Origin of the sequence: Serratia sp. CY82433, from assembly GCF_052166535.1 — a bacterium.
Classification (GTDB): domain Bacteria; phylum Pseudomonadota; class Gammaproteobacteria; order Enterobacterales; family Enterobacteriaceae; genus Serratia; species Serratia sarumanii.
This window is the reverse complement of sequence record NZ_JBJNOR010000002.1, coordinates 201282-227836: the sequence shown is the minus strand read 5'-3', so window position 1 is coordinate 227836 and position 26555 is coordinate 201282. Positions and strand designations below refer to the sequence as shown.

The window sequence follows — 26555 nt, the reverse complement described above, 5'->3', positions numbered from 1 at the left end:
ATATCCTTCTGGCCGATACGCCGGGCAGCGGCAAAAGCGCCGCCGGGCCGGGGATAAACGCAAATTTCACGCAGTATAACGGAAAACAAAAATGTTACAGGTATACCTCGTTCGCCATGGCGAAACGGAATGGAACGCGGCTCGCCGCATCCAGGGTCAGTCCGACAGCCCGTTAACCGCCATGGGTGAACACCAGGCCCGTCTGGTCGCCAGGCGCGTCAGTAAGGAAGGCATTACGCACATCATTACCAGCGATCTGGGGCGCACGCGCCGCACCGCGCAGATCATCGCCGAAGCCTGTGGCTGCGAAGTGATAGGCGATCCGCGTTTGCGTGAGCTGCACATGGGGGTTCTGGAAGAACGCCTGATCGACAGTTTGACGCCGCAGGAAGAGCAGTGGCGCAAACAGATGGTCGATGGTACTCCTGACGGCCGTATCCCTCAAGGCGAATCCATGGAGGAGCTGGGCGAGCGCATGCGCGCCGCGCTGGAGAGCTGCCTGATGCTGCCGGAAGGCAGCAAACCGCTGCTCGTCAGCCATGGCATCGCGTTGGGGTGTTTGATCAGTACGGTGCTGGGGTTGCCGGCCTATGCGGAACGCCGTTTGCGCTTGCGCAACTGTTCACTGTCGCGCGTCGATCACCAGCAGAGCCCGTGGCTGGCTTCCGGCTGGATCGTGGAGACGGCGGGCGATGTCACGCATCTGGACATGCCCGCGTTGGACGAACTGCAGCGTTAACGCCGAATCGGGATCAGGTAATCGCACTTGATCTCGATAGGTGCCTGATGCGGACGGCGCTCGCCTTTCGGGTAGAAGCGTTCGATGTCGTGCCCTTTGCGGCGCGTCAGTTGGAGCGCCGGCAGGCAGGTGCCGTAGACCGTCAGAATAAAGTCTTGCAGGCCCTCAGTGGGCCCTTCGTAGCTGAACATCGCAAACTCACCGCCCGGCAACACCAGCGGCTGGCCTTCCTGCGCCTTGTCAGGCACCTGATCCGGCTCCAGCGCCGTGGTGTACAGCACTTCCTGTTCGTCGTCCTTTTCCTGGCTCGGCCGCGAGTGGTGCAGCCCGTACAGCACCGGCGGCAGGGTTTCGACGTCACCGAGGAACTGACGCCAGAACTGCGAGCGCAGCTCGGTGCGCACGGTGGTGATCTGTTCCAGCGTACAGGAGTAGCTTTGGGTCAGGCCGACCAGGCGCTTGTCCGGCAGCGAGACGAATTCCGGCTGCGGCAGGGTGAAAGCCCCCAGACGGATCGGCGGGCAGATGCCGAATGCGTTCCAGTCTTCGGCGCGGCGGTACAGCGCCGGCGTTTGCGCAAACTGTTTTTTGAAGGCGCGGGTGAAGGTCTGCTGCGAGTCGAAGCGATACTGCAGGGCGATATCCAAAATCGGCCGGCTGGTCAAACGCAGCGCGACGGCGGCTTTGGACAGCCTCCTTGCCCGGATGTAAGCACCGATGGCGTTACCGGTAATATCTTTGAACATCCGTTGCAGGTGCCATTTGGAGTAGCCGGCCTTGGCCGCCACGTTATCCAGCGACAAGGGTTGGTCCAAATGGCTTTCCAGCCAGCTAAGCAGATCACGAATGATACCGGCTTGATCCATAGATCTTCCTCGTAAAGCTTGGGGGTAGGAACCCGAACTGTTGATTCGTCACGCTGGTGCTGCGCTATCAGACCGATCCATGAGCCATTATGCGTTGCACTCTTTGCCTCTGCTGCGCTTGCCGCGCCAGAGTTGGATTGGGGTACACCGTAGTGGGCGCAAAGAAATAACGACGCCGCATCATAGCAATTTTTTTACTCCGCGACTCTCAAAGATTTTTGTCACGCTCTGTGCTAAAACGGTCGGTGCGGACCCGTAAAAAACCGATTCCGTGAGCTTAGACATAAATAATGGCGATCGCCGAACCTATTTTTGCGGCAAGGTTATATCGGAGTTAAGTAAATGAAAAAAGGCTGGATATTTTTATTCGGTTTGGTTTGCGCAACCGTTGGCAGCGCGCAGGCGGAGCAGGTGGGCTCCGTTGATACCGTGTTTAAATTGTTGGGGCCGGACCACAAAATCGTGGTGGAAGCGTTCGACGATCCGGATGTTAAAAATGTAACTTGTTATATCAGCCGCGCCAAAACCGGCGGCATCAAAGGCGGCCTGGGGCTGGCGGAAGACACCGCCGACGCGGCCATTTCCTGCCAGCAGGTGGGGCCTATCGAGCTGAGCGACAAGATCAAAAACGGCAAGTCGGAAGGTGAGGTGGTATTCCAGAAACGCACCTCGCTGGTGTTCAAGAAGCTGCAGGTGGTGCGCTTCTACGACGCCAAGCGCAATTCGCTGATTTACCTGAGCTACTCCGACAAGGTGATCGACGGTTCGCCGAAGAACGCGCTGAGCGCGGTGCCGATCATGCCGTGGGCTGAGACGAAATAAAAAAACGGGGTTCAGCATGCTGAACCCCGTTTTCATGACGGCAGGCCGGAATTACTCTTCCAGATCGCCGCAGAAGCGGTAGCCTTCGCCGTGAATGGTGGCGATGATTTCCGGCGTGTCCGGCGTCGATTCGAAGTGTTTGCGAATGCGACGGATGGTGACGTCCACGGTGCGGTCATGCGGCTTCAGCTCGCGGCCGGTCATTTTCTTCAGCAGTTCGCCGCGGGACTGGATCTTGCCCGGGTTTTCGCAGAAGTGCAGCATGGCGCGGAATTCGCTGCGCGGCAGCTTGTACTGTTCGCCGGCCGGGCTGATCAGCGAGCGGCTGTTGATGTCCAGCTCCCAACCGTTGAACTTGTAGCTCTCGACCAGGCGGCGCTCTTCGCCGAGGCTGCCCAGGTTCATGGTGCGCGACAGCAGGTTGCGCGCGCGGATGGTCAGCTCACGCGGGTTGAACGGCTTGGTGATGTAATCGTCGGCGCCGATTTCCAGGCCGAGGATTTTGTCCACTTCGTTATCGCGACCGGTCAGGAACATCAAGGCGACGCTGGCCTGTTCACGCAGTTCGCGCGCCAACAGCAGGCCGTTTTTGCCTGGCAGGTTGATGTCCATGATGACCAGATTGATATCATTTTCAGACAGGATATTGTGCATCTCTGCACCATCATTGGCTTCATGAACAATGTAGCCTTCCGCCTCGAAAATGCTCTTCAGGGTGTTACGAGTGACTAACTCGTCTTCGACAATCAGAATGTGCGGGGTCTGCATATTTGCTACCTAAAATTGCCAACAAAATAGAAAATAGGAAGTACAGAAGTCTTTGTTTTCTTAGAGGAGGGCAGAGATAGCGCCACGTTCCCTCTCAGCAAATGACTAAAGTACGTAAACTCGTTCTTGATGCACTTTCCATCTCATGTCAACAAGATCGCTAGCCTGGTGGGGATGCTGTTCCCTACAACCCCTGGGGTGCCAAATTGGCGCATATCCTAACCCCATTAACAGCAATATAACAGCGCGTGCCGAATTCATCACCCAACAAAACTACGCTTTGTTGACATATATCAAATTCAATTGTAGCACGTTAACAGATTTGTGAAAAACACTTACAGAAATGCCAGTTTAAGTCACAGAACCTCAAATTCTGTGAACGATTCAGCATTATCCGGCCCGATAGGATACAATTATTCGCTTATTGATCATCGCCTTGTTTTAACTCATTGATAAATAAATGCAGTAAAACATAAGCACGAATAATGACTATTACGACGGGTTTATTAGCTCAACGAGCCGTTTAATCTTGTTTGTTGCTATTAACGCGTTTATTGTTACGCAATTGTAAATATAAGCGGGTGCTGTGCCACCGTCAAAAGCGCAGGCCTGCCTTCGGTGGAAGAGTGATGCAGCTTCATATTGTTTTAGTGGCTCCGGCGCGGCCGGAAAATGTCGGCGCGGCGGCGCGCGCGATGAAAACCATGGGCTTCACGTCGTTGCGCATCGTCGACAGCGAGGCGCACCTGCAGCCGGCGGCGCGCTGGGTGGCGCACGGAGCCGGCGAGATCCTCGACGGCGTGCAAACGTTCACCACGCTGGAACAGGCGCTGGCGGACGTGGATTTCACCGTCGCCACCACCGCCCGCAGCCGCGCGCGTTTTCACTATTACTGCACGCCGCCCGAGCTGCTGGAACAGCTGAGCGAGCGCAAGCAGTGGGTCGGCCAGGCCGCGCTGGTGTTCGGCCGCGAAGATTCCGGCCTGACCAACGAAGAGCTGGCGCTGGCGGATTTGCTGACCGGCGTGCCGATGCAGGCGGACTATCCGTCGCTTAACCTGGGCCAGGCGGTGATGGTTTACTGCTACCAGCTGGCGAGCCTGATGGGCGTCAGCACGCCGCAGGAAACGGCGGCGTCGGAAGGGCAGCTCAAGGCGCTGCGCCGCCGCGCCGATGCCTTGTTGAACGCATTGGAGGTCGGCGATGACCAAAAATTGCGCGACTGGCTGCACCAGCGGCTCGGCGCGCTGCAACAGCGCGATACGGCGATGTTGCATACGCTGCTGCACGACATCGAAAAAAAACTCGCCAAGTGATAGCGGCTCCATCAGACGGTTACCCAGCGTGATCCACTGGTAAATCGGCTTTAAGTTGTTTTTTTGTTCTGTCGTTTTGCTTTTCACCTGTTGCATCGCGCATTACCGTCGCTGAACGGAAAATAAGCAAAAAAAAGAAATCGTTTGACTTGGGATAGCGATTGCTTTAACCAATAGAGGGGACAGAGTATTTCATGAGACAGACAGACAACATGCGCAACATCAGCCTGAAAACCACAATTATTACCACCACCGATACCACAGGTAACGGGGCGGGCTGACGCGCACAGGAAACACAGAAAAAAGCCCGCACCTAATCAGTGCGGGCTTTTTTTTCGGCTTAAATTCGGAGAGATCACACATGCGAGTGCTGAAATTTGGCGGAACCTCGGTGGCGAATGCAGAACGTTTTCTGCGCGTTGCCGACATCATGGAGAGTAATGCGCGTCAGGGACAGGTAGCCACGGTCTTGTCCGCCCCCGCAAAGATCACCAACCATCTGGTGGCGATGATCGACAAAACGGTGGCGGGCCAGGACATTCTGCCGAATATCAGCGACGCCGAGCGGATCTTTGCCGATCTGCTGAGCGGCCTGGCGCAGGCGCTGCCGGGCTTTGAATACGATCGCTTGAAAGGCGTGGTCGATCAGGAGTTCGCGCAGCTCAAACAGGTGCTGCACGGCGTTTCGCTGCTGGGGCAGTGCCCGGACAGCGTGAACGCGGCGATCATCTGCCGCGGCGAAAAGCTCTCCATCGCCATCATGGAAGGGGTGTTCCGCGCCAAGGGCTATCCGGTCACGGTGATCAACCCGGTGGAGAAACTGCTGGCGCAAGGCCACTACCTGGAGTCTACCGTGGACATCGCAGAGTCCACGCTGCGCATCGCCGCGGCGGCGATCCCGGCCGACCACATCGTGCTGATGGCCGGTTTCACCGCCGGTAACGACAAGGGTGAGCTGGTGGTGCTGGGCCGCAACGGCTCCGACTATTCCGCCGCCGTGCTGGCCGCCTGCCTGCGCGCCGACTGTTGCGAAATCTGGACCGACGTCGACGGCGTGTATACCTGCGATCCGCGCACCGTACCGGACGCCAGGCTACTGAAGTCGATGTCGTATCAGGAGGCGATGGAGCTCTCCTATTTCGGCGCCAAAGTGCTGCATCCTCGCACCATCACGCCGATTGCCCAGTTCCAAATCCCTTGCCTGATTAAAAACACCTCCAACCCGCAGGCCCCCGGCACGTTGATCGGCAAAGACAGCACCGATGACGCGATGCCGGTGAAAGGCATCACCAACCTGAACAACATGGCGATGATCAACGTCTCCGGCCCGGGCATGAAAGGCATGGTCGGCATGGCCGCGCGGGTGTTCGCCGTGATGTCGCGCGCCGGCATTTCGGTGGTGCTGATCACCCAATCCTCTTCCGAATACAGCATCAGCTTCTGCGTGCCGCAGGGCGAACTGCAGCGCGCCCGCCGCGCGCTGGAGGAGGAGTTCTATCTGGAGTTGAAAGACGGCGTGCTGGATCCGCTGGACGTGATGGAACGCCTGGCGATCATCTCGGTGGTCGGCGACGGCATGCGCACCCTGCGTGGCATCTCCGCGCGCTTCTTCTCCGCGCTGGCGCGCGCCAACATCAATATCGTCGCCATCGCCCAGGGCTCTTCCGAGCGTTCAATTTCGGTGGTGGTCAGCAATGATTCCGCCACCACCGGCGTGCGCGTCAGTCACCAGATGCTGTTCAACACCGATCAGGTGATCGAAGTGTTCGTCATCGGCGTCGGCGGCGTCGGCGGAGCGCTGATCGAACAGATTTACCGCCAGCAGCCGTGGCTGAAGCAAAAGCATATCGACCTGCGGGTGTGCGGCATCGCCAACTCGCGCGTGATGCTGACCAACGTACACGGCATCGGGCTGGACAGCTGGCGCGACGAGCTGGCCGGCGCGCAGGAGCCGTTCAATCTCGGCCGCCTGATCCGCCTGGTGAAGGAGTATCACCTGCTGAACCCGGTGATCGTCGACTGCACTTCCAGCCAGGCGGTGGCCGATCAGTATGTGGATTTCCTGGCGGACGGTTTCCACGTGGTGACGCCGAACAAAAAGGCCAACACCTCGTCGATGAACTATTATCAGCAACTGCGCGCGGCCGCCGCCGGTTCGCACCGCAAGTTTCTCTACGACACCAACGTCGGCGCCGGTTTGCCGGTGATTGAGAACCTGCAAAACCTGCTGAACGCCGGCGATGAGCTGGTGCGCTTCTCCGGCATCCTGTCCGGCTCGCTGTCCTTTATCTTCGGCAAGCTGGATGAAGGGCTGTCGCTGTCGGCGGCGACCCTGCAGGCCCGGGCCAACGGCTACACCGAGCCGGATCCGCGCGACGATCTGTCCGGTATGGACGTGGCGCGCAAGCTGCTGATCCTGGCGCGCGAGGCCGGTTACAAGCTGGAGCTGAGCGATATCGAGGTCGAGTCGGTGCTGCCGCCGTCCTTCGACGCGTCGGGCGACGTGGATCAGTTCCTGGCGCGCCTGCCGGAGCTGGATAAAGAGTTCGCGCGCAACGTGGCCAACGCCGCCGAGCAAGGCAAGGTGCTGCGCTATGTCGGCCTGATCGACGAAGGCCGCTGCAAGGTGCGCATCGAGGCGGTGGACGGCAACGATCCGTTGTATAAAGTGAAGAATGGTGAGAACGCGCTGGCCTTCTACAGCCGCTACTATCAGCCGCTGCCGCTGGTGCTGCGCGGCTACGGCGCCGGTAACGATGTGACCGCAGCGGGCGTGTTCGCCGATCTGCTGCGCACACTGTCATGGAAGTTGGGAGTTTAATATGGTTAAGGTGTATGCACCGGCCTCGATCGGTAATGTCAGCGTCGGTTTCGATGTGCTGGGCGCGGCGGTTTCGCCGATCGACGGCACGCTGCTGGGCGACTGCGTCAGCGTAGAAGCCGCCGAGACGTTCAGTTTGCAGAATGCCGGGCGCTTCGTCAGCAAGCTGCCGGCCGAGCCGAAAGAGAACATCGTTTATCAATGCTGGGAGCGCTTCTGCCAGGAGATCGGCCGCGAAGTGCCGGTGGCGATGCGGTTGGAAAAGAACATGCCGATCGGATCGGGGCTGGGCTCCAGCGCCTGTTCGGTGGTGGCCGGGCTGATGGCGATGAACGAATTCTGCGATCGGCCGCTGGATGAGACGACGCTGCTCGGCCTGATGGGCGAGCTGGAAGGCCGCATTTCCGGCAGCGTGCATTACGACAACGTGGCGCCTTGCTACCTTGGCGGCCTGCAGCTGATGCTGGAAGAAGAAGGCATCATCAGCCAGGAGGTGCCGTGCTTCGACGATTGGCTGTGGGTCATGGCCTATCCGGGCATCAAGGTCTCCACCGCCGAAGCGCGCGCCATTTTACCCGCGCAATACCGTCGTCAGGATTGCATCAGCCACGGTCGCTATCTGGCCGGCTTTATCCATGCCTGCCACACCCGTCAGCCGCAGCTGGCCGCCAAATTGATGCAGGACGTGATCGCCGAACCGTACCGCACCCGGCTGCTGCCGGGCTTCGCCGAAGCGCGCAAGGCGGCGCAGGACATCGGCGCGCTGGCCTGCGGCATCTCCGGCTCCGGCCCGACGCTGTTCGCCGTCTGCAACGACGGCGCCACCGCGCAGCGCATGGCCGCCTGGCTGCAACAACACTATCTGCAAAACGACGAAGGTTTTGTTCATATTTGCCGTCTGGATACCGCAGGCGCTCGACTACTGGGATAACGCATGAAACTGTACAACCTTAAGGATCACAACGAGCAGGTCAGCTTCGCGCAGGCGATCAAACAAGGCCTGGGCAAGCAGCAGGGGCTGTTCTTCCCGCTGGAGCTGCCGGAGTTCGAACTGACCGAGATCGACCAACTGCTGGAGCAGGACTTTGTCACCCGCAGCAGCCGTATTCTGTCGGCCTTTATCGGCGAAGAGGTACCGGAAGCGGCGCTGAAGAAACGCGTGCAGGCCGCTTTTGAGTTCCCGGCGCCGGTGGCGAAAGTGACCGAAGATGTCTCCTGCCTGGAGCTGTTCCACGGCCCGACGCTGGCGTTCAAAGACTTCGGCGGCCGCTTTATGGCGCAGATGCTGGCGGAAGTGGCCGGCGATCAGCCGGTGACCATTTTGACCGCCACCTCCGGCGACACCGGCGCCGCCGTGGCGCACGCCTTCTACGGCCTGAAAAACGTCCGGGTGGTGATCCTCTATCCGCAGGGCAAAATCAGTCCGCTGCAGGAGAAGCTGTTCTGTACTCTGGGCGGCAACATTCACACCGTAGCGATCGACGGCGACTTCGATGCTTGCCAGGCGCTGGTGAAGCAGGCGTTCGACGATCGGGAATTGAAGGACGCGCTGCACCTGAACTCGGCCAACTCGATCAACATCAGCCGCTTGCTGGCGCAGATCTGCTACTACTTCGAAGCGGTGGCGCAGCTGCCGCAGGAAGCGCGCAATCAGCTGGTGATTTCGGTGCCGAGCGGCAACTTCGGCGATCTGACCGCCGGGCTGCTGGCCAAGTCGCTGGGCCTGCCGGTGAAGCGCTTTATTGCCGCCACCAACGCCAACGACACCGTGCCGCGCTTCCTGACCAGTGGCCAGTGGCAGCCGCACGCCACGGTCGCGACGCTGTCCAACGCCATGGACGTCAGCCAGCCGAACAACTGGCCGCGCGTGGAAGAGCTGTTCCGTCGTAAGGTCTGGCAGCTGAAAGAGCTGGGCCACGCGGCGGTCAGCGATGAGACCACCAAGGAAACGATGCGTGAACTGGCCGAGCTGGGTTATATCTCCGAACCGCACGCGGCCATTGCCTATCGCGCGCTGCGCGATCGGCTGCAGGAAGGGGAGTTCGGTCTGTTCCTCGGCACCGCGCATCCGGCCAAGTTTAAAGAGAGCGTGGAAGCGATCCTCGGTCAGGAGCTGCCGTTGCCGAAAGCGCTGGCGCTGCGGGCCGATCTGCCGCTGCTGTCGCACACGCTGCCGGCCGGCTTTGCCGAGCTGCGCAAGTTCCTGATGGCGCTGCCGGCCTGAGGTTCGGCAGGCTAGAATGCGAAAAGCCGTCTTGCGACGGCTTTTTCTATGCCTGCTCCGGGCGTTTGAACACCAGTTCATTGCCCTGCGAGGCGGCTTCGTCGAAGGCGTAGCCTTCCAGGTTGAAGTCCACCAGCTGCTCGCTGCGCGTCAGGCGATTTTTGATGATAAAGCGGCTCATCAGCCCGCGCGCTTTCTTGGCGTAGAAGCTGATGACCTTGTACTTGCCGTTCTTCTCGTCGAGGAACACCGGTTTGATCAGCGCGCCGTGCAGTTTGGCCGGCTTCACCGCCTTGAAATACTCGTCGGACGCCAGGTTGACCACCACGTCGTCGCCCTGCTGCTCCAGCGCTTCGTTGAGTTTTTGGGTGATTTTATCGCCCCAGAAGCTGTACAGGTCTTTGCCTTTCGGGTTTTCAAGCCTGATGCCCATCTCCAGCCGGTACGGCATCATCAGATCGAGCGGGCGCAGCACGCCATACAGGCCGGACAGCATGCGCAGATGCTGCTGGGCGAAGTCGAAATCGGCTTCGCTGAAATCCTGCGCCTGCAGGCCGGTGTAAACGTCGCCCTTGAACGCCAGCAGCGCCTGACGGGCATTGTCTGGGGTAAATTTCGGCTGCCACTCGCTAAAGCGCGCGGCGTTCAGCCCGGCCAGCTTGTCGCTGATGCTCATCAGGCTGGCGATTTGCGCCGGTGTCAGCTCGCGGCAAATTTTGATCAGCTGTTTCGACTTGTCCAGCATTTCGGGCTGCGTGAAGCGTTCTGTCGCCAGCGGGCTGTCGTAATCGAGAGTTTTTGCAGGGGAAATAATAACGAGCATGGCCAGATCCTGTTTATCCAAGTGCGGATACTGTAGCAAAAAGCGCGGGAAAAAGGGGCAATCGGTCCAATAGGCAGGGGCGCGCACCGCACGCGCCCCGGAAAACTCAGCGCGGCGGCTTTTGGTCGTCCCACACGCCCGGCTCCAGCTGCGACTTCAGCTCCGGATAACGGTTGGCGTCAAAGGTCGGCAGCTTGCCCAGACGGCGTTGGCGATGGTAGTCATCGGCCAGCTTAAGCGCCACCCGCGACAGCAACAGGATGGCCGTCAGGTTGGTGATGGCCATCAGCGCCATGGAGGTATCCGCCATTTTCCACACCAGCGGCAGCTCCGCCAGCGCGCCGAACATCACCATGCCCAACGCCACGCAGCGGAAAATCAGCAGGCCGCCCGGATGGTTGTGCTCGAGGAACACCAGGTTGCTCTCGGCATAGGCGTAGTTGGCGATGATCGAGGTGAAGGCGAAGAAGAAAATGGCGATGGCGACGAACGGCGCCCCCCAGCTGCCGACGGCGGTCGACAGCGCGCGCTGGGTCAGATCGATGCCGCTGATGCTGTCGGTCGGCTGATCGAGAATGCCGGAGGAGAGGATGATCGCCGCGGTGGCGCTGCAGATGACGATGGTATCGATAAACACCCCGAGCATTTGCACATAGCCCTGTGAGGCCGGATGCGGCGGATAAGGTGAAGCGGACGCCGCCGCGTTGGGCGCCGAGCCCATGCCGGCTTCGTTGGAGAACAGGCCGCGCTGCACGCCCTGGGTCATCGCTTGGGAGATGCCGTAACCGACGGCGCCGGCCGCGGCTTCCTGCAGGCCGAAGGCGCTTTTGAAGATCAGCGTCAGGATCGCCGGCATGTGTTCGATGTTATGGCCAATCACCCAGAGGGCCAGCAACAGGTAGGCGCCGGCCATCAGCGGCACCACCAGCTCGGCCACTTTGGCGATGGAGCGGATGCCGCCGAAGATCACCACGCCGCTCAGCAGCACCAGGCCGATGCCGACGTGCAGCGGCTGCAAATGGAAGGCGACGGCGGAGGCCTGCGCGATGGAGTTGGCCTGCACGGCGTTGAACACCAGGCCGAAAGCGATGATCAGGAAGATCGAGAACAGCACGCCCATCCAGCGCATGCCGAGGCCCTTTTCCATGTAGTAGGCCGGGCCGCCGCGGTAGTTGCCGTTATCGTCTTTGGTTTTGTAGAGCTGCGCCAGCGAGCTTTCCACAAATGAGGTGGCCATGCCGATAAACGCCACCACCCACATCCAGAAGATGGCGCCGGGGCCGCCGGCGGTCAGGGCGATGGCGACGCCGGTCAGGTTGCCGGTGCCGACGCGCGCCGCCAGCGTGGTGCACAGCGCCTGGAAAGAGGAGATGCCGGCGCTGTCGCTCTTATTGCTGTTTTTCAACACCGAGAACATGTGGCTGAAGTGGCGGAGCTGGATAAAGCGGGTGCGCAACGTGAAGTAGATGCCGGTGCCGAGCAGCAGATAAATCAGCACCGACCCCCACAAAATGTTGTTTATAAAATTCATCAGGTCCGTCAAGGGATCCCTCCTTTTATCGAAATTTAATGCGCACCTTGCAGCATCCACCGCAGGTGAAAAACATTGGCCTATTTTTTACAAGAGCTTAGCTGGAATCTGTCCGGCGTCAGTCGATTAAGATTTTTCGCAGATTAGCGGACGAATTGCATCAATTTTTTCGAATTTAACATAATTTATTCGGACAATAGCACGTTATTGCCTTTCCATCCGCTCGGTAATGGCGAAAGATATCGGCGTAAACGGTTGCTCGCCCAAGGATAAAACAGATGCCTGCGCGCCGCGGTTTTCCAGCCTTGCACCGGGCTTGGCGCATGTTATTATCAGGGCAGGGCATGGTTGAACAATGCCAAAAGTTCATGCACAAACGATGAGATAATGCCAACATGACCGACAAATTAACTTCCCTGCGCCAGCTGACCACGGTGGTTGCAGATACGGGTGATATCGCGGCAATGAAGCTGTATCAACCGCAGGACGCCACAACCAACCCTTCGCTGATCCTCAATGCAGCCCAAATTCCTGAATACCGTAAACTGATTGACGAAGCCATCGCCTGGGCGCGCGGCCAGAGCAGCGATCGCGAGCAGCAAATCGCCGACGCCGCCGACAAGCTGGCGGTCAACATCGGTCTGGAAATCCTCAAACTGGTTCCGGGCCGCATCTCCACCGAAGTGGATGCACGTCTGTCTTACGACACCGATGCCAGCGTGGCCAAGGCCAAGCGCCTGATCAAGCTGTACAACGAAGCCGGCATCAGCAACGATCGCATTCTGATCAAACTGGCCTCGACCTGGCAGGGCATCCGCGCGGCGGAGCAGTTGGAGAAAGAAGGCATCAACTGTAACCTGACGCTGCTGTTCTCCTTCGCTCAGGCTCGCGCCTGTGCCGAAGCCGGCGTTTACCTGATCTCGCCGTTCGTCGGCCGTATCCTCGACTGGTACAAAGCCAACGGCGACAAGAAAGAGTTCGCCCCGCATGAAGATCCGGGCGTGATCTCCGTGACCGAGATTTACCAGTACTACAAACAGCACGGTTACAACACCGTGGTGATGGGCGCCAGCTTCCGTAACGTCGGCGAAATCATCGAACTGGCCGGCTGCGACCGTCTGACCATCGCCCCTGCGCTGCTGAAAGAGCTGGCGGAGAGCGAAGGCGCGCTGGAGCGCAAACTGTCTTACACCGGTGAAGTGAAGGCGCGTCCTGCCGCACTGACCGAACCTGAGTTCTACTGGCAGCACAACCAGGATCCGATGGCGGTTGAGAAACTGACCGACGGCATCCGCAAGTTCGCCGTAGACCAGGGCAAACTGGAAAAAATGATCGCCGACCTGCTGTAATTCCGGCAGATCGCGCAGTAAAAAGGTGGCTCAGGCCACCTTTTTTTATGCCCGACGCTCCCGCCGGCGGGGGAAGCCCTTATACTCTCGGCAATGACAACAGAACGGGGACGAACCCGTTCGGACCCCATCAGGCTGTAGAGGTTACGCATGGATATTTTACGTATTGGTTTGGTTTCCGTTTCCGACCGCGCTTCCGGCGGCGTTTATCAGGATAAAGGCATTCCGGCGCTGGAGGAATGGCTGAGCGGCGCGCTGGCGACGCCGTTCAAGCTGGAAACCCGGCTGATCCCCGATGAGCAGACGCAAATTGAACAGACGCTGTGCGAGCTGGTGGACGAAATGGGTTGCCATCTGGTGCTGACCACCGGCGGCACCGGGCCGGCGCGACGCGACGTCACCCCCGACGCCACGCTGGCGATCGCCGATCGCGTGATGCCTGGCTTCGGCGAGCAAATGCGTCAGATCAGCCTACACTATGTGCCAACGGCAATTCTTTCTCGCCAGGTGGGGGCGATCCGCAAGCAGGCGCTGATCATCAACCTGCCCGGCCAGCCGAAGTCGATCAAGGAAACGCTGGAAGGGGTAAAAGATGAGCAGGGCAATGCGGTGGTGCACGGCATCTTCGCCAGCGTGCCTTATTGCATTCAACTGCTCGACGGGCCTTACGTCGAAACGCACGCCGCGGTGGTAGCAGCATTTCGGCCAAAGAGCGCGCGTCGCGAGATAAACCTCTAAATTTCAGCGTTCTGCGAGATCGGCTTCAGCCCGTCTGGTGTGAAAATAATTTGCCGCTATAGTAAGGATTCTTTTACAGAAAGCCTGCGGCTTTTATTTTTACAGCCTTTACCGACGGTGCCCTATGCCTCACGACAATAATCGCCGGCTGAACCGGCAAGACTACAAAACGCTGACGTTGGCCGCGTTGGGCGGCGCGCTGGAGTTTTACGACTTCATCATCTTCGTGTTCTTTGCCGCCGTGGTCGGCGATCTGTTCTTCCCGGCGGACATGCCGGAATGGCTGCGGCTGGTGCAAACCTTCGGCATCTTCGCCGCCGGCTATCTGGCCCGTCCGCTGGGCGGCATCGTGATGGCGCACTTTGGCGATCTGGTCGGCCGCAAAAAGATGTTTACCCTGAGCATTCTGCTGATGGCGTTGCCGACGCTGGCGATGGGCCTGCTGCCGACCTACGCCAGCATCGGCATCGCTGCGCCGCTGCTGCTGCTGTTTATGCGCGTGCTGCAGGGGGCGGCGATCGGCGGTGAGGTGCCGGGCGCCTGGGTCTTCGTCGCCGAACACGTGCCGCGCCGGCGCATCGGCTTCGCCTGCGGCACGCTGACCGCCGGGCTGACGGTGGGCATCCTGCTGGGCTCGGTGGTGGCGACGGTGATCAACACCACGCTCAGCCCGCAGAGCATTGCCGGCGGCGGCTGGCGCATTCCTTTCCTGTTGGGCGGCATGTTCGGCCTGGTGGCGATGTACCTGCGCCGCTGGCTGCAGGAAACGCCGATCTTCATCGAGATGCAGGCGCGTAAAGCGCTGGCTGAAGAGCTGCCGCTGAAATCGGTGGTGCTCAACCACAAACGGGAGGTGGCGGTATCGATGCTGCTGACCTGGCTGCTCTCCGCCGGCATCGTGGTGGTGATCCTGATGACCCCGACCTATCTGCAAAAGCAGTTCGGCATCGCGCCGGCCTTGACGCTGCAGGCCAACAGCATCGCCACCATCATGCTGATCGCCGGCTGCATCGTCGCCGGTTTGTCGGCCGATCGCTTCGGCGCCAGCAAAACGCTGGTGGTCGGCAGCGTGCTGCTGGCCGGCTGCAGTTGGCTGTTCTATCAAACGGTGGGTGTGCGCCCGGAAATGCTGTTCGCCTGCTATGCCTTGGTGGGGTTCAGCGTAGGCGTGGTGGGGGCCGTGCCGTACGTGATGGTGCGGGCTTTCCCGGCGGAAGTGCGGTTTACCGGTATCTCGTTCTCATATAACGTCTCGTACGCTATTTTTGGCGGTCTAACCCCTATTTTTGTGACGCTGATCATGAAATTAACCCCGTTAGCACCCGCTTACTACGTGTTGGCGCTGTCGCTCATCGGGCTGCTGCTCGGCGTCTACCTGCATCGCGACCTGAACAGCGAAGCCGGGGAGCGGCAAGCCGATTCCTACAGCTAAAAAAAAGCCCTGCAATGCAGGGCTTTTTCGTCAGGGAAGGGCGATTATGCGGTGACCGGTGAGGTCGCGACGCGGGCCGGGGCCGGTTCGCCAATCGGCAGCACGGTGCGGCCGTATTGCTCGTTGAGCACTTCGGCCATCGCCAGGTAAATGGCGCTGGCGCCGCAGATGATGCCTTCATAACCGGCGAAGGTCAGCAGCGCGTGGTTGCCGGTGATGTTGCCGACGGCCAGCAGGGCGAACAGCAGCGTGAGGCTGGCGAACACGAACTGCAGTACGCGGTTGGCGCCCAGGGTGCCGAAGAACATGAACAGGGTGAAGATGCCCCACAGCGCCAGGTAGATGCCCAGCACGTGCGCCTCGGTGGCCTCAGCCAGGCCCAGACGCGGCAGCAGCAGCAGGCCGACCAGGCTCAGCCAGAAGCTGCCGTAGGCGGTGAAAGCGGTCATGCCGAAGGTGTTGCCCTTCTTGTATTCCAGCAGACCGGCCAGGATCTGGGCCAGGCCACCGAAGAAAATCCCCATGCTGATGATGGCGGAGTTCAGTGGGAAAAAGCCCGCGTTGTGCAGGTTCAGCAAGACGGTGGTCATCCCGAAGCCCATCAGGCCGAGAGGGCCGGGATTCGCCAACTTGTTGGTGTGCATAAGTCCTCTGCGATAACAGAAAATTAACGGAAACAGCGAAGTAAAATAATAAATGGTCTGAATGGCCAAAAAATCGAAGTTTTCCACCAGAGCGCGCGCATCATAATGATCCCCGCAGCCGGAAACAATGATCTGAATGACGATAAAAAAAAGAAATTTTTTTCGCCTTGCCCCTTGATGCCGGATTGGATGGCCCCATCTTATTTGCAACCGCAGCTGCTAACCGCGGGTCGCACTGAGATATCGGGCAGTTGAAAAGCAAAAAATCGCCCGCATATAGGTTAGCAACCTGACTGATTATGAATTTTTTAGTGGAGACGTTTAGATGGGCAAAATTATTGGTATCGACCTGGGTACTACCAACTCTTGCGTAGCAATTATGGATGGTGCCAAGGCACGCGTGCTGGAAAACGCCGAGGGCGACCGCACCACTCCTTCTATTATCGCATATACCCAGGACGGTGAAACTCTGGTTGGCCAGCCGGCTAAGCGTCAGGCAGTGACCAACCCTGAAAACACCCTGTTCGCCATCAAGCGCCTGATCGGTCGCCGCTTCCAGGATGAAGAAGCGCAGCGCGACAAAGCGATCATGCCGTACAAAATCGTCGAAGCCGACAACGGCGACGCCTGGCTGGAAGTGAAAGGCCAGAAAATGGCTCCGCCGCAGATCTCTGCGGAAGTGCTGAAAAAAATGAAGAAAACGGCGGAAGATTACCTGGGCGAACCGGTAACTGAAGCGGTTATCACCGTACCGGCTTACTTCAACGACGCCCAGCGTCAGGCGACCAAAGACGCCGGCCGCATCGCGGGTCTGGAAGTAAAACGCATCATCAACGAACCGACCGCTGCGGCCCTGGCCTACGGCCTGGACAAAGAAGTCGGCAACCGCACCATCGCGGTTTATGACCTGGGCGGCGGTACTTTCGATATCTCCATCATCGAAATCGACGACGTTGACGGCGAAAAAACCTTCGAAGTGCTGGCGACCAACGGTGACACCCACCTGGGTGGCGAAGACTTCGACAGCCGTCTGATCAACTACCTGGTGGAAGAGTTCAAGAAAGATCAGGGTATCGATCTGCGCAACGATCCGTTGGCGATGCAGCGCCTGAAAGAAGCCGCTGAGAAAGCGAAGATCGAACTGTCTTCCGCTCAGCAGACCGACGTTAACCTGCCGTACATCACTGCAGACGCGACCGGTCCAAAACACATGAACATCAAAGTGACTCGCGCCAAACTCGAGTCGCTGGTTGAAGATCTGGTTGCGCGCTCTATCGAGCCGCTGAAAGTGGCGCTGAAAGACGCAGGCCTGTCGGTTTCCGACATTCAGGACGTGATCCTGGTGGGCGGCCAGACCCGTATGCCAATGGTGCAGAAGAAAGTCGCAGACTTCTTCGGCAAAGAACCGCGTAAAGACGTGAACCCGGACGAAGCGGTTGCCGTGGGCGCGGCGGTACAGGGCGGCGTGTTGGCCGGTGATGTGAAGGACGTTCTGCTGCTGGACGTGACCCCGCTGTCGCTGGGTATCGAAACCATGGGCAGCGTGATGACGCCGCTGATCACCAAAAACACCACGATCCCGACCAAGCACAGCCAGGTGTTCTCTACCGCTGAAGACAACCAGTCTGCGGTAACCATCCATGTGCTGCAGGGTGAGCGTAAGCGCGCCAGCGATAACAAATCTCTGGGCCAGTTCAACCTGGACGGCATCCAGGCGGCACCGCGCGGCATGGCGCAGATCGAAGTGACCTTCGATATCGATGCCGACGGCATCCTGCACGTGTCCGCCAAAGACAAGAACACCGGCCGTGAGCAGAAGATCACCATCAAGGCATCTTCTGGCCTGAACGAAGACGAAATCCAGAAAATGGTGCGCGACGCCGAGCTGAACGCTGAAGCTGACCGCAAGTTCGAAGAGCTGGTGCAGACGCGTAACCAGGCGGATCACCTGATCCACGGCACGCGCAAGCAGCTGGAAGAAGCGGGCGACAAACTGCCGGCGGAAGACAAAACGGCGATCGAAGCGGCGCTGAAAGATCTGGAAGCGGCGGTGAAAGGCGAAGACAAAGCCGAGATCGAAGCGAAGACTCAGGCTCTGGTGCAGGTTTCCGGCAAACTGCTGGAAATGGCTCAGGCGCAGCAGGCTCAGCAGGGTGCTGACGCCGGCGCGGACAACGCGGCGCAGAAAGACGACGACGTGGTTGACGCTGAGTTCGAAGAAGTTAAAGACAAAAAATAATCGCCCTTAAGCGGGCACGGGGCGGCCGAGGTGCCGTTCCCGGAAACCAGCACGGGCGTCGAGGCAACTCTGCGCCCGTGCACGCATGTTAAGGGTAAGCAAAAGAATGGCGAAGAAAGACTATTACGAGATTCTCGGCGTCAGCAAGACGGCGGATGAACGTGAGATCAAAAAGGCGTACAAACGCCTGGCGATGAAATACCATCCTGACCGCAACCAGGAACAAGACGCCGAAATCAAGTTTAAAGAAGTTAAAGAAGCTTATGAAGTCCTGACCGACGACCAGAAACGCGCGGCCTACGACCAGTATGGGCACGCGGCCTTTGAACAGGGCGGCATGGGCGGCGGCGGCTTTGGCGGCGGTGCCGACTTCAGTGATATCTTTGGCGACGTGTTTGGCGACATCTTCGGCGGAGGCCGCCGTCAGCGCGCCAGCCGCGGTTCCGATCTGCGCTATAACATGGAGCTGACCCTCGAGGAAGCGGTACGTGGCGTCACCAAAGAGATCCGCATCCCGACGCTGGAAGAGTGCGACGTCTGCCACGGCAGCGGCGCCAAGCCGGGCAGCTCGCCGGTGACCTGCCCAACCTGTCACGGCCAGGGCCAGGTGCAGATGCGCCAGGGCTTCTTCACCGTGCAGCAGGCGTGTCCGCACTGCCATGGCCGCGGTCAGATCATCAAAGATCCGTGCAACAAGTGCCACGGCCACGGCCGGGTAGAGAAATCCAAAACGCTGTCGGTGAAAATTCCGGCCGGCGTCGATACCGGCGACCGCATCCGCCTGGCGGGTGAAGGCGAAGCCGGCGAGCACGGCGCACCGGCGGGCGATCTGTACGTTCAGGTGCAGGTGAAGGCGCACCCGATCTTCGAGCGTGAAGGCAATAACCTGTACTGTGAAGTGCCGATCAACTTCGCCATGGCGGCGCTGGGCGGCGAGATTGAAGTGCCGACGCTGGACGGCCGGGTGAAACTGAAGGTGCCTTCGGAGACCCAAACCGGCAAGCTGTTCCGCATGCGCGGCAAGGGTGTGAAATCGGTGCGTGGCGGCAGCCAGGGCGACCTGCTGTGCCGCGTGGTGGTGGAAACCCCGGTCAATCTGAACGACAAGCAGAAGCAGCTGCTGCGTGAGCTGGAAGAGAGCCTGGGTGGCCCGTCCGGTGACAAGAACAGCCCGCGTTCGAAGAGCTTCTTCGACGGGGTGAAAAAGTTCTTTGACGATCTGACTCGCTAACCTGCTGTTTCTGTTGGTTTATGTTCTAACCCCGGGCGTTTGTCCCGGGGTTTTTATTTGCACGCCACGCCCCCAATCCCCTATAAATAATGTGACTTATTCGTGCTTTTGATCGGTTTTATCGAGCTATTTAGCATTTATAAACTTATTTTTTCGAACTAAAACGCCCTCTATACTCACTTCATGACTGTGGTTTGCAGGGCGCTACGCCCTGCACAGATTTGGAGAGACGTACTGTGACCAATATCATTCGTCAATTTTTACGTCAGGAAGCTGCGGGCGGCATCATTCTGATCGCGGCGGCAATCGTCGCCCTGATCATGGCCAACACCCCGGCGCAGGGGATCTATCAGGCATTCCTTAACCTGCCGGTGATGGTGAAGATTGCTTCGCTGGAGATCGCCAAGCCGCTGCTGCTGTGGATCAACGATGGCCTGATGGCCATCTTCTTCCTGGTGGTGGGGCTGGAGGTTAAGCGCGAGTTGATGCAAGGCTCACTGTCCGGGCGCGACAAGGCGGTGTTTCCGGCGATCGCCGCGCTGGGGGGCATGCTGGCGCCGGCGCTGATTTACCTGCTGTTCAACGGCGCGGATGAAGTCACCCGCCAGGGCTGGGCGATCCCGGCCGCGACCGATATCGCCTTCGCGCTGGGCGTAATGGCGCTGCTGGGCAACCGGGTGCCGACCAGCCTGAAAGTGTTCCTGCTGGCGTTGGCGATCATCGATGACCTGGGCGTGATTATCATCATCGCGCTGTTCTACACCCACGAAGTGTCGATGGTGGCGCTGGGCGTGGCGGCGGCGGCGACGGTGCTATTGGCGGTAATGAACTGGCGTGGCGTGGGTAAAACCTCGCTGTATATGATGGTCGGCCTGGTGTTGTGGGTAGCGATCCTCAAGTCCGGGGTGCATGCGACGCTGGCCGGGGTGATCGTCGGCTTTATGATCCCGCTGAACGTGAAGAAGGGGCCGTCGCCGTCGGAAACGCTGGAACATGAGCTGCACCCCTGGGTTGCGTTTATGATCCTGCCGCTGTTCGCTTTCGCCAACGCCGGGGTTTCTTTGCAGGGCGTATCGCTGGAAGGATTGACGTCGCTGCTGCCGGTTGGGATTGCGGCCGGCCTGTTTATCGGTAAGCCGCTGGGGATTTTCCTCTTCAGCCTGCTGGCGGTGAAAATGGGCATCGCCCGTTTGCCTGAAGGCATCGGCTTCAAACAGGTGTTTGCCGTTTCGGTGCTCTGCGGCATTGGTTTCACCATGTCGATTTTTATCGCCTCGCTGGCGTTCGGCGATGCGGATGCGGCGCTCAGCACCTATTCCCGCCTGGGGATCTTGTTGGGCTCCACCGCTGCGGCGGTGGTAGGGTATGGATTGCTGCGTCTGGCGTTGCCGCGCGTACGTTAATCCTGAATGTGCCGGGTAAGGGCACATAATAAAATGGCTGGTCGGAGCTGCACGGTATAAAATATGTGCAGCTTCGGCCGTTGTTCGTTGGGACTAATGGGGCTATACGTTGTCTGAAGCAGGGAAAGGAAGTTTGTCGCTCGTCACGGCACACCGTTTGCCGCTGCGAAACGTTGTTAAGGAGAGCCGCTCGTGAGGATGTCGCATATCAACTTTAATCACCTTTACTATTTCTGGCAGGTCTGCAAGGCCGGTTCCGTGGTCGGTGCCGCCGAAGCGTTGTTTCTGACGCCGCAGACCATCACCGGCCAGATCAAAGCGCTGGAAGAGCGGTTGGACGGCAAGCTGTTCAAACGCCAGGGGCGCGGGTTGGTGCCTTCGGAGCTGGGGCAACTGGTGTTTCGTTATGCCGACAAGATGTTTATGCTCAGCCAGGAAATGCTGGATATCGTCAACTACCGCAAAGAGTCGAATCTGCTGTTCGACGTCGGCGTGGCCGATGCGCTGTCGAAGCGCCTGGTCAGCCAGGTATTGGAAACGGCGGTGGTGGTGGACAACGAACAGATCCACCTGCGTTGCTTTGAATCGACGCACGAGATGCTGCTGGAGCAGCTCAGCCAGCACAAGCTGGATATGATCCTGTCGGATTGTCCGGTGGACTCCAGCCAGCAGGAAGGGCTGTTCTCGCTGAAGCTGGGCGAGTGCGGCATCAGCTTCTTCTGCCGCCAGCCGGCGCCGGAGCTGCCGTTCCCGGCTTGTCTGGAGCAGCGCAAACTGCTGATCCCCGGCCGCCGCTCGATGCTGGGGCGCAAGCTGCTCAACTGGTTCAATACGCAGGGCATTCAGGTGGAGATCCTGGGCGAGTTCGACGATGCGGCGCTGATGAAGGCCTTCGGCATGTATCACAATGCGATTTTCGTGGCGCCGACGCTGTATGCGCAGGATACCTACAACGATGACAACGTGGTGGAGATTGGGCGCATCGACAGCGTGCAGGAGGAGTATTACATCATCTTCGCCGAACGCATGATCCAGCATCCGGCGGTGCAGCGCGTGTGCAACAAAGATTTTTCTGCGCTGTTTTCCTGCTAGCGGTTCACTGAACGCAGGACGTAAAAAAACCGGCCTGAGCCGGTTTTTTTATCAAGCAGATAACGAAATGCTTATTGCATTGCGTTGATGCGTGCAGTCAGGTTTGACTTATGACGCGCTGCTTTGTTTTTGTGGATCAGGCCTTTAGCTGCCTGACGGTCCACCAGTGGCTGCATTACCAGGAATGCATTTTGTGCTGCTTCTTTGTCGCCAGCTGCGATAGCTGCGTCTACCTTCTTGATGAAGGTACGCACCATTGAGCGACGGCTTGCGTTATGCTTGCGGCGTTTCTCAGACTGTACGGCGCGTTTCTTAGCTGATTTGATATTAGCCAAGGTCCAACTCCCAAATATATTCTATTGAGGACAATTCAAAGGCCGAGGAATATGCCCTTTTAGCCTTCGTTTGTCAATGGATTTGTGCAAATAAGCGCCGTTTGTACAGGCGGCACTCGCTACGTTGTGATGGCGCAGGATTTTACCAGCTTCGCTCTTGGGAATACAGTGTTTCGCGAGAAAATTCGCCAATGTTTTGCCGCGGCGGGCGCAAGCCGTTGGCTGCGGTCGAGAATCGGCCCGGCGGCGCCGGATAAACTGCGGCGAAGCCGTTTCACGCGCAGATTATCTCCGGTATGGTGTGTCTATTACATAAAGGCACCAATCGCGGGTTAACCTTACCGGCTGTACAAGGTATAATCCGCCGATTTCCACTGTTTTGAGCCAGCTATGGAGCTAATTCGCGGCATTCACAATATCCGGGCGCGCCACCATGGTTGCGTGCTCACCATCGGCAACTTTGACGGCGTGCATCGCGGTCATCAGGCGTTGCTGGAGCAGTTGAAGCAACAAGGGCAACGCCTCGGGCTGCCGGTGATGGTCATGATCTTTGAGCCGCAGCCGCTGGAGATGTTCGCCGCAGACAAGGCGCCGGCCCGCTTGACGCGCCTGCGCGACAAGGCCAACTACCTGGCGCAGGCGGGCGTCGATTACCTGCTCTGCGTCAAGTTCGATCCGCGTTTTGCCGCCAACACCGCGCAGGCGTTCGTCGCCGAGCTGCTGGTGGAAAAACTGGGCGTCAAATTCCTGATGGTGGGGGATGATTTTCGCTTTGGCGCCGGGCGCCAGGGCGATTTTCCGCTATTGCAGCAGGCCGGAAAAGAGTACGGCTTCGAGGTGGTCAGCACCCCGACCTTCCGCGAAGGCGATCGGCGCATCAGCAGCACCGCGATCCGCACCGCGCTGAGTGAGGACGATCTGCCGCTGGCGGAGACCCTGCTGGGCCACCCGTACAGCATCTCCGGGCGCGTGGTGCATGGCGACGAGCTGGGCCGCACCATCGGCTTCCCGACCGCCAACCTGCCGCTCAAGCGCCTGGTGGCGCCGGTGAAAGGGGTGTATGCGGTGGAAGTGTACGGCCTGGGGCCGCAGCCGCTGCCGGGCGTGGCCAATATCGGTACGCGCCCGACCGTCGCCGGCGTGCGCCAGCAGCTGGAAGTGCATCTGCTGGATGTCACAATGGATCTTTACGGGCGCCATATTGAGGTGGTGCTCCGCGCAAAATTGCGCAATGAACAGCGGTTTGCTTCGCTCGATGCCCTGAAGCAGCAAATCGCCAATGATGTGGTGACGGCCCGGAAGTTCTTCGGGCTACAGACACCGGTTTAATCTCTATAGCCGAAAACGGAACCGAGAATCTAATGAGTGACTACAAGAATACCCTGAACTTGCCGGAAACAGGGTTCCCGATGCGCGGCGATCTCGCCAAGCGCGAACCTGGCATGCTGCAACGTTGGTATGAACAGGATCTGTACGGGATTATTCGTACTGCCAAAAAGGGCAAAAAAACCTTCATTTTGCATGACGGCCCTCCGTATGCGAACGGCAGCATTCACATTGGTCACTCGGTTAACAAGATTCTCAAAGACATTATCATCAAGTCGAAAGGGATGGCCGGCTTCGACTCGCCTTATGTGCCGGGTTGGGACTGCCACGGCCTGCCTATCGAACTGAAGGTTGAACAGCTGTACGGCAAACCGGGCGAGAAGCTGACGGCGGCCGAGTTCCGCCAGAAGTGCCGCGAGTACGCGGCCGAGCAGGTTGAAGGCCAGAAAAAGGACTTCATCCGCCTGGGCGTGCTGGGCGACTGGGATCGTCCGTACCTGACCATGGACTTCAAAACCGAAGCCAACATCATCCGCGCGCTGGGCAAGATCATCAGCAACGGCCACCTGCTGAAAGGCGCCAAGCCGGTTCACTGGTGCACCGACTGCGGATCGTCGCTGGCGGAAGCGGAAGTGGAGTATTACGACAAGACTTCGCCGTCGATCGACGTGACTTTCCATGCGGCCGACGCGGCTGCCGTGGCGGCCAAGTTCGGCGTGAGCAACTTCAGCGGCGCCATCTCCCTGGTTATCTGGACCACCACCCCGTGGACCCTGCCGGCCAACCGCGCGATCTCGCTGCACCCGGACTTCACCTATCAGCTGGTGCAGGTTGACGGCCAGTGCCTGATCCTGGCGGCCGAGCTGGTGGAAAGCGTGATGAAACGCGCCGGCATCACCGAATGGGCGGTGCTGGGCAGCTGCAAAGGCGCCGATCTGGAGCTGCTGCGCTTCAAACACCCGTTTATGGGCTTCGACGTGCCGGCCATTATGGGCGAGCACGTGACGCTGGACGCCGGTACCGGTGCGGTGCATACCGCAGGTGGCCACGGTCCGGATGACTTCGTCATCAGCCAAAAATACGGTCTGGAGATCGCCAACCCGGTAGGGCCGAACGGCTGCTACCTGACCGGTACCCATCCGCTGCTGGACGGCAAGTTCGTCTTCAAGGCCAACGATCTGATCGTCGACCTGCTGCGTGAGAAAGGTGCGCTGCTGCACGTCGAGAAGTTCCTGCACAGCTACCCGTGCTGCTGGCGCCACAAGACGCCGATCATCTTCCGCGCCACGCCGCAATGGTTCATCAGCATGGATCAGAAAGGCCTGCGTCAGCAGTCGCTGGAAGAGATCAAAGGCGTGCAGTGGATCCCGGATTGGGGTCAGGCGCGCATCGAAATGATGGTGGCCAACCGCCCGGACTGGTGCATCTCGCGTCAGCGCACCTGGGGCGTGCCGATGTCGCTGTTCGTGCATAAAGAAACCGAGCAGCTGCACCCGCGCAGCGTTGAGCTGATGGAAGAAGTGGCCAAGCGCGTCGAGCAAGACGGCATTCAGGCTTGGTGGGATCTGGACGCCGCCGACATCCTCGGCGCGGACGCCGCCGACTACGTGAAAGTGCCGGATACGCTGGACGTGTGGTTCGACTCTGGTTCCACCCACGCTTCGGTGGTCGACGTGCGTCCTGAGTTCCACGGCCACAGCGCCGACATGTATCTGGAAGGCTCCGACCAACACCGCGGCTGGTTCATGTCATCGCTGATGATCTCCACCGCGATGAAAGGCAAGGCGCCTTATAAAGAAGTGCTGACCCACGGCTTCACCGTTGACGGCCAGGGCCGCAAGATGTCCAAGTCGATCGGCAACACCGTCAGCCCGCAGGACGTGATGAACAAGCTGGGCGGCGACATTCTGCGCCTGTGGGTGGCGTCGACCGATTACACCGGCGAGATTGCGGTGTCCGACGAGATCCTCAAGCGTTCCGCCGACTCTTATCGCCGCATCCGCAACACCGCGCGCTTCCTGCTGGCCAACCTGAACGGGTTCGAGCCGAGCACCGATTGCGTGGCACCGGAAGACATGGTGGTGCTGGACCGCTGGGCGGTCGGCCGTGCGCTGGCGGCGCAGCAGGATATCGAGCAGGCTTACGCCAACTACGATTTCCACGAAGTGGTGCAGCGTCTGATGCAGTTCTGCTCGGTCGAGATGGGCTCCTTCTACCTGGATATCATCAAGGATCGTCAGTACACCGCGAAGAGCGACAGCGTCGCCCGCCGCAGCTGCCAGACCGCGCTGTATCACATCGTGGAAGCGCTGGTGCGCTGGATGGCGCCGATCATGTCGTTCACTGCGGACGAGATCTGGGGCTTCATGCCGGGCAAGCGCGCGCAGTACGTGTTCACCGAAGAGTGGTACGACGGCCTGTTCGGGCTGGCGGAAGGCGAGCCGATGAACGACGCTTTCTGGGCCGAGCTGCTGAAAGTGCGCGGCGAAGTGAACAAGGTGCTGGAGCAGGCGCGTGCCGACAAACGCCTCGGCGGTTCGCTGGAAGCGGCGGTAACGCTGTATGCCGACAGCGAGCTGGCGGCGCGCCTGAACAGCCTGCAGGATGAGCTGCGCTTCGTGCTGCTGACCTCTGCGGCGAGCGTGGCGCCATTGGCGGAGGCGCCGGCTGACGCGCAGGCTTCCGAGCTGCTGAAAGGGCTGAAGATCGCCTTCAGCACGGCACCGGGTGAGAAGTGCCCGCGCTGCTGGCATTACACCACCGATATCGGCCTGGTGGCGGAGCATGCAGACATCTGCGGCCGCTGTGTAAGCAACGTCGCCGGTGACGGCGAGAAGCGTAACTTTGCCTGAGAAC

22 protein-coding genes and 1 other annotated feature are annotated in these 26555 nt (G+C 59.4%); of the genes, 16 read left to right on the top strand and 6 right to left on the bottom strand.

Annotated elements, in window-relative coordinates; genetic code table 11:
• The first annotated feature begins 91 nt into the window (after window positions 1-91).
• Complete coding sequence (gene gpmB, locus ACJ8PI_RS14605; RefSeq protein WP_025305227.1) at window positions 92-739, top strand: 2,3-diphosphoglycerate-dependent phosphoglycerate mutase GpmB; 648 nt, start codon at window positions 92-94, stop codon at window positions 737-739.
• On the opposite strand, the gene robA is transcribed toward gpmB, so the two are convergent.
• The gene (robA, locus tag ACJ8PI_RS14600; RefSeq protein ID WP_033637041.1) at window positions 736-1605 is read right to left on the bottom strand and encodes an MDR efflux pump AcrAB transcriptional activator RobA; all 870 of its coding nucleotides are present in this window, start codon (window positions 1603-1605) and stop codon (window positions 736-738) included. The two genes, gpmB and robA, sit on opposite strands and share 4 nt — an antisense overlap.
• Before the next feature lie 342 nt (window positions 1606-1947).
• Here robA and creA point away from each other — a divergent pair, with 342 nt between their 5' ends.
• On the top strand, window positions 1948-2427 hold the full coding sequence (gene creA, locus ACJ8PI_RS14595; protein ID WP_033637043.1) for a protein CreA: 480 nt from the start codon (window positions 1948-1950) through the stop codon (window positions 2425-2427).
• A 51-nt stretch (window positions 2428-2478) separates the two neighbouring features.
• Here the strand turns inward: creA and arcA are convergent, their stop codons facing one another.
• Window positions 2479-3195 (bottom strand): two-component system response regulator ArcA, encoded by a 717-nt coding sequence (gene arcA / locus ACJ8PI_RS14590; RefSeq protein ID WP_004933003.1) that lies wholly within the window; start codon window positions 3193-3195, stop codon window positions 2479-2481.
• Between the two features lie 629 nt (window positions 3196-3824).
• Between arcA and ACJ8PI_RS14585 the strand changes: the two genes are divergently transcribed.
• From ACJ8PI_RS14585 to thrC, 5 genes are all read left to right on the top strand, one after another.
• Window positions 3825-4511 (top strand): tRNA/rRNA methyltransferase, encoded by a 687-nt coding sequence (locus ACJ8PI_RS14585; RefSeq protein ID WP_164134600.1) that lies wholly within the window; start codon window positions 3825-3827, stop codon window positions 4509-4511.
• 194 nt (window positions 4512-4705) lie between these two features.
• A complete protein-coding gene (thrL, locus tag ACJ8PI_RS14580; RefSeq protein WP_071525951.1) occupies window positions 4706-4792 on the top strand; it encodes a thr operon leader peptide in 87 nt (28 codons plus the stop codon).
• Window positions 4731-4848, top strand: a sequence feature (Thr leader region). It overlaps the preceding gene by 62 nt.
• Window positions 4849-4872: 24 nt before the next feature.
• On the top strand, window positions 4873-7332 hold the full coding sequence (thrA, locus tag ACJ8PI_RS14575; RefSeq protein ID WP_085286467.1) for a bifunctional aspartate kinase/homoserine dehydrogenase I: 2460 nt from the start codon (window positions 4873-4875) through the stop codon (window positions 7330-7332).
• Window position 7333: 1 nt separating this feature from the next.
• Window positions 7334-8263, top strand: a complete 930-nt coding sequence (gene thrB, locus ACJ8PI_RS14570; protein WP_047569370.1) for a homoserine kinase — start codon at window positions 7334-7336, stop codon at window positions 8261-8263.
• Between the two features lie 3 nt (window positions 8264-8266).
• Window positions 8267-9556 (top strand): threonine synthase, encoded by a 1290-nt coding sequence (thrC, locus tag ACJ8PI_RS14565; protein ID WP_033649143.1) that lies wholly within the window; start codon window positions 8267-8269, stop codon window positions 9554-9556.
• A 46-nt stretch (window positions 9557-9602) separates the two neighbouring features.
• Here thrC and yaaA read toward each other — a convergent pair whose 3' ends face one another.
• Both yaaA and ACJ8PI_RS14555 read right to left on the bottom strand, forming a co-directional pair.
• On the bottom strand, window positions 9603-10379 hold the full coding sequence (gene yaaA / locus ACJ8PI_RS14560; protein ID WP_033638662.1) for a peroxide stress protein YaaA: 777 nt from the start codon (window positions 10377-10379) through the stop codon (window positions 9603-9605).
• A gap of 106 nt (window positions 10380-10485) precedes the next feature.
• Complete coding sequence (locus ACJ8PI_RS14555; RefSeq protein ID WP_033637048.1) at window positions 10486-11922, bottom strand: alanine/glycine:cation symporter family protein; 1437 nt, start codon at window positions 11920-11922, stop codon at window positions 10486-10488.
• A gap of 383 nt (window positions 11923-12305) precedes the next feature.
• Here ACJ8PI_RS14555 and tal point away from each other — a divergent pair, with 383 nt between their 5' ends.
• The 3 genes from tal (at window position 12306) to ACJ8PI_RS14540 (ending at window position 15429) form a co-directional block, all read left to right on the top strand.
• Complete coding sequence (gene tal, locus ACJ8PI_RS14550) at window positions 12306-13259, top strand: transaldolase (protein WP_033637049.1); 954 nt, start codon at window positions 12306-12308, stop codon at window positions 13257-13259.
• Between the two features lie 150 nt (window positions 13260-13409).
• Window positions 13410-13997 (top strand): molybdopterin adenylyltransferase, encoded by a 588-nt coding sequence (gene mog, locus ACJ8PI_RS14545; protein ID WP_004932980.1) that lies wholly within the window; start codon window positions 13410-13412, stop codon window positions 13995-13997.
• Between the two features lie 124 nt (window positions 13998-14121).
• Window positions 14122-15429 (top strand): MFS transporter, encoded by a 1308-nt coding sequence (locus ACJ8PI_RS14540; protein WP_164134599.1) that lies wholly within the window; start codon window positions 14122-14124, stop codon window positions 15427-15429.
• Window positions 15430-15473: 44 nt separating this feature from the next.
• Here the strand turns inward: ACJ8PI_RS14540 and satP are convergent, their stop codons facing one another.
• The gene (gene satP, locus ACJ8PI_RS14535; protein ID WP_033638663.1) at window positions 15474-16073 is read right to left on the bottom strand and encodes an acetate uptake transporter; all 600 of its coding nucleotides are present in this window, start codon (window positions 16071-16073) and stop codon (window positions 15474-15476) included.
• A 325-nt stretch (window positions 16074-16398) separates the two neighbouring features.
• On the opposite strand from satP, the gene dnaK reads away from it, so the two are divergent.
• From dnaK to nhaR, 4 genes are all read left to right on the top strand, one after another.
• A complete protein-coding gene (gene dnaK / locus ACJ8PI_RS14530) occupies window positions 16399-18312 on the top strand; it encodes a molecular chaperone DnaK (RefSeq protein ID WP_004932972.1) in 1914 nt (637 codons plus the stop codon).
• 106 nt (window positions 18313-18418) lie between these two features.
• Complete coding sequence (gene dnaJ, locus ACJ8PI_RS14525) at window positions 18419-19543, top strand: molecular chaperone DnaJ (RefSeq protein ID WP_033637051.1); 1125 nt, start codon at window positions 18419-18421, stop codon at window positions 19541-19543.
• A gap of 236 nt (window positions 19544-19779) precedes the next feature.
• Window positions 19780-20946 carry a Na+/H+ antiporter NhaA gene (gene nhaA / locus ACJ8PI_RS14520; protein WP_033649145.1) on the top strand — a complete coding sequence of 389 codons (1167 nt, stop codon included), beginning with the start codon at window positions 19780-19782 and terminating at the stop codon, window positions 20944-20946.
• 192 nt (window positions 20947-21138) lie between these two features.
• Window positions 21139-22038, top strand: coding sequence for a transcriptional activator NhaR (gene nhaR, locus ACJ8PI_RS14515; protein WP_004932962.1), 900 nt, complete (start codon window positions 21139-21141; stop codon window positions 22036-22038).
• Between the two features lie 71 nt (window positions 22039-22109).
• Here nhaR and rpsT read toward each other — a convergent pair whose 3' ends face one another.
• A complete protein-coding gene (gene rpsT / locus ACJ8PI_RS14510) occupies window positions 22110-22373 on the bottom strand; it encodes a 30S ribosomal protein S20 (RefSeq protein ID WP_004932960.1) in 264 nt (87 codons plus the stop codon).
• A 390-nt stretch (window positions 22374-22763) separates the two neighbouring features.
• On the opposite strand from rpsT, the gene ribF reads away from it, so the two are divergent.
• Complete coding sequence (ribF, locus tag ACJ8PI_RS14505; protein ID WP_033649147.1) at window positions 22764-23702, top strand: bifunctional riboflavin kinase/FAD synthetase; 939 nt, start codon at window positions 22764-22766, stop codon at window positions 23700-23702.
• 32 nt (window positions 23703-23734) lie between these two features.
• Window positions 23735-26551 carry an isoleucine--tRNA ligase gene (gene ileS, locus ACJ8PI_RS14500; protein WP_049196019.1) on the top strand — a complete coding sequence of 939 codons (2817 nt, stop codon included), beginning with the start codon at window positions 23735-23737 and terminating at the stop codon, window positions 26549-26551.
• Window positions 26552-26555 lie beyond the last annotated feature (4 nt).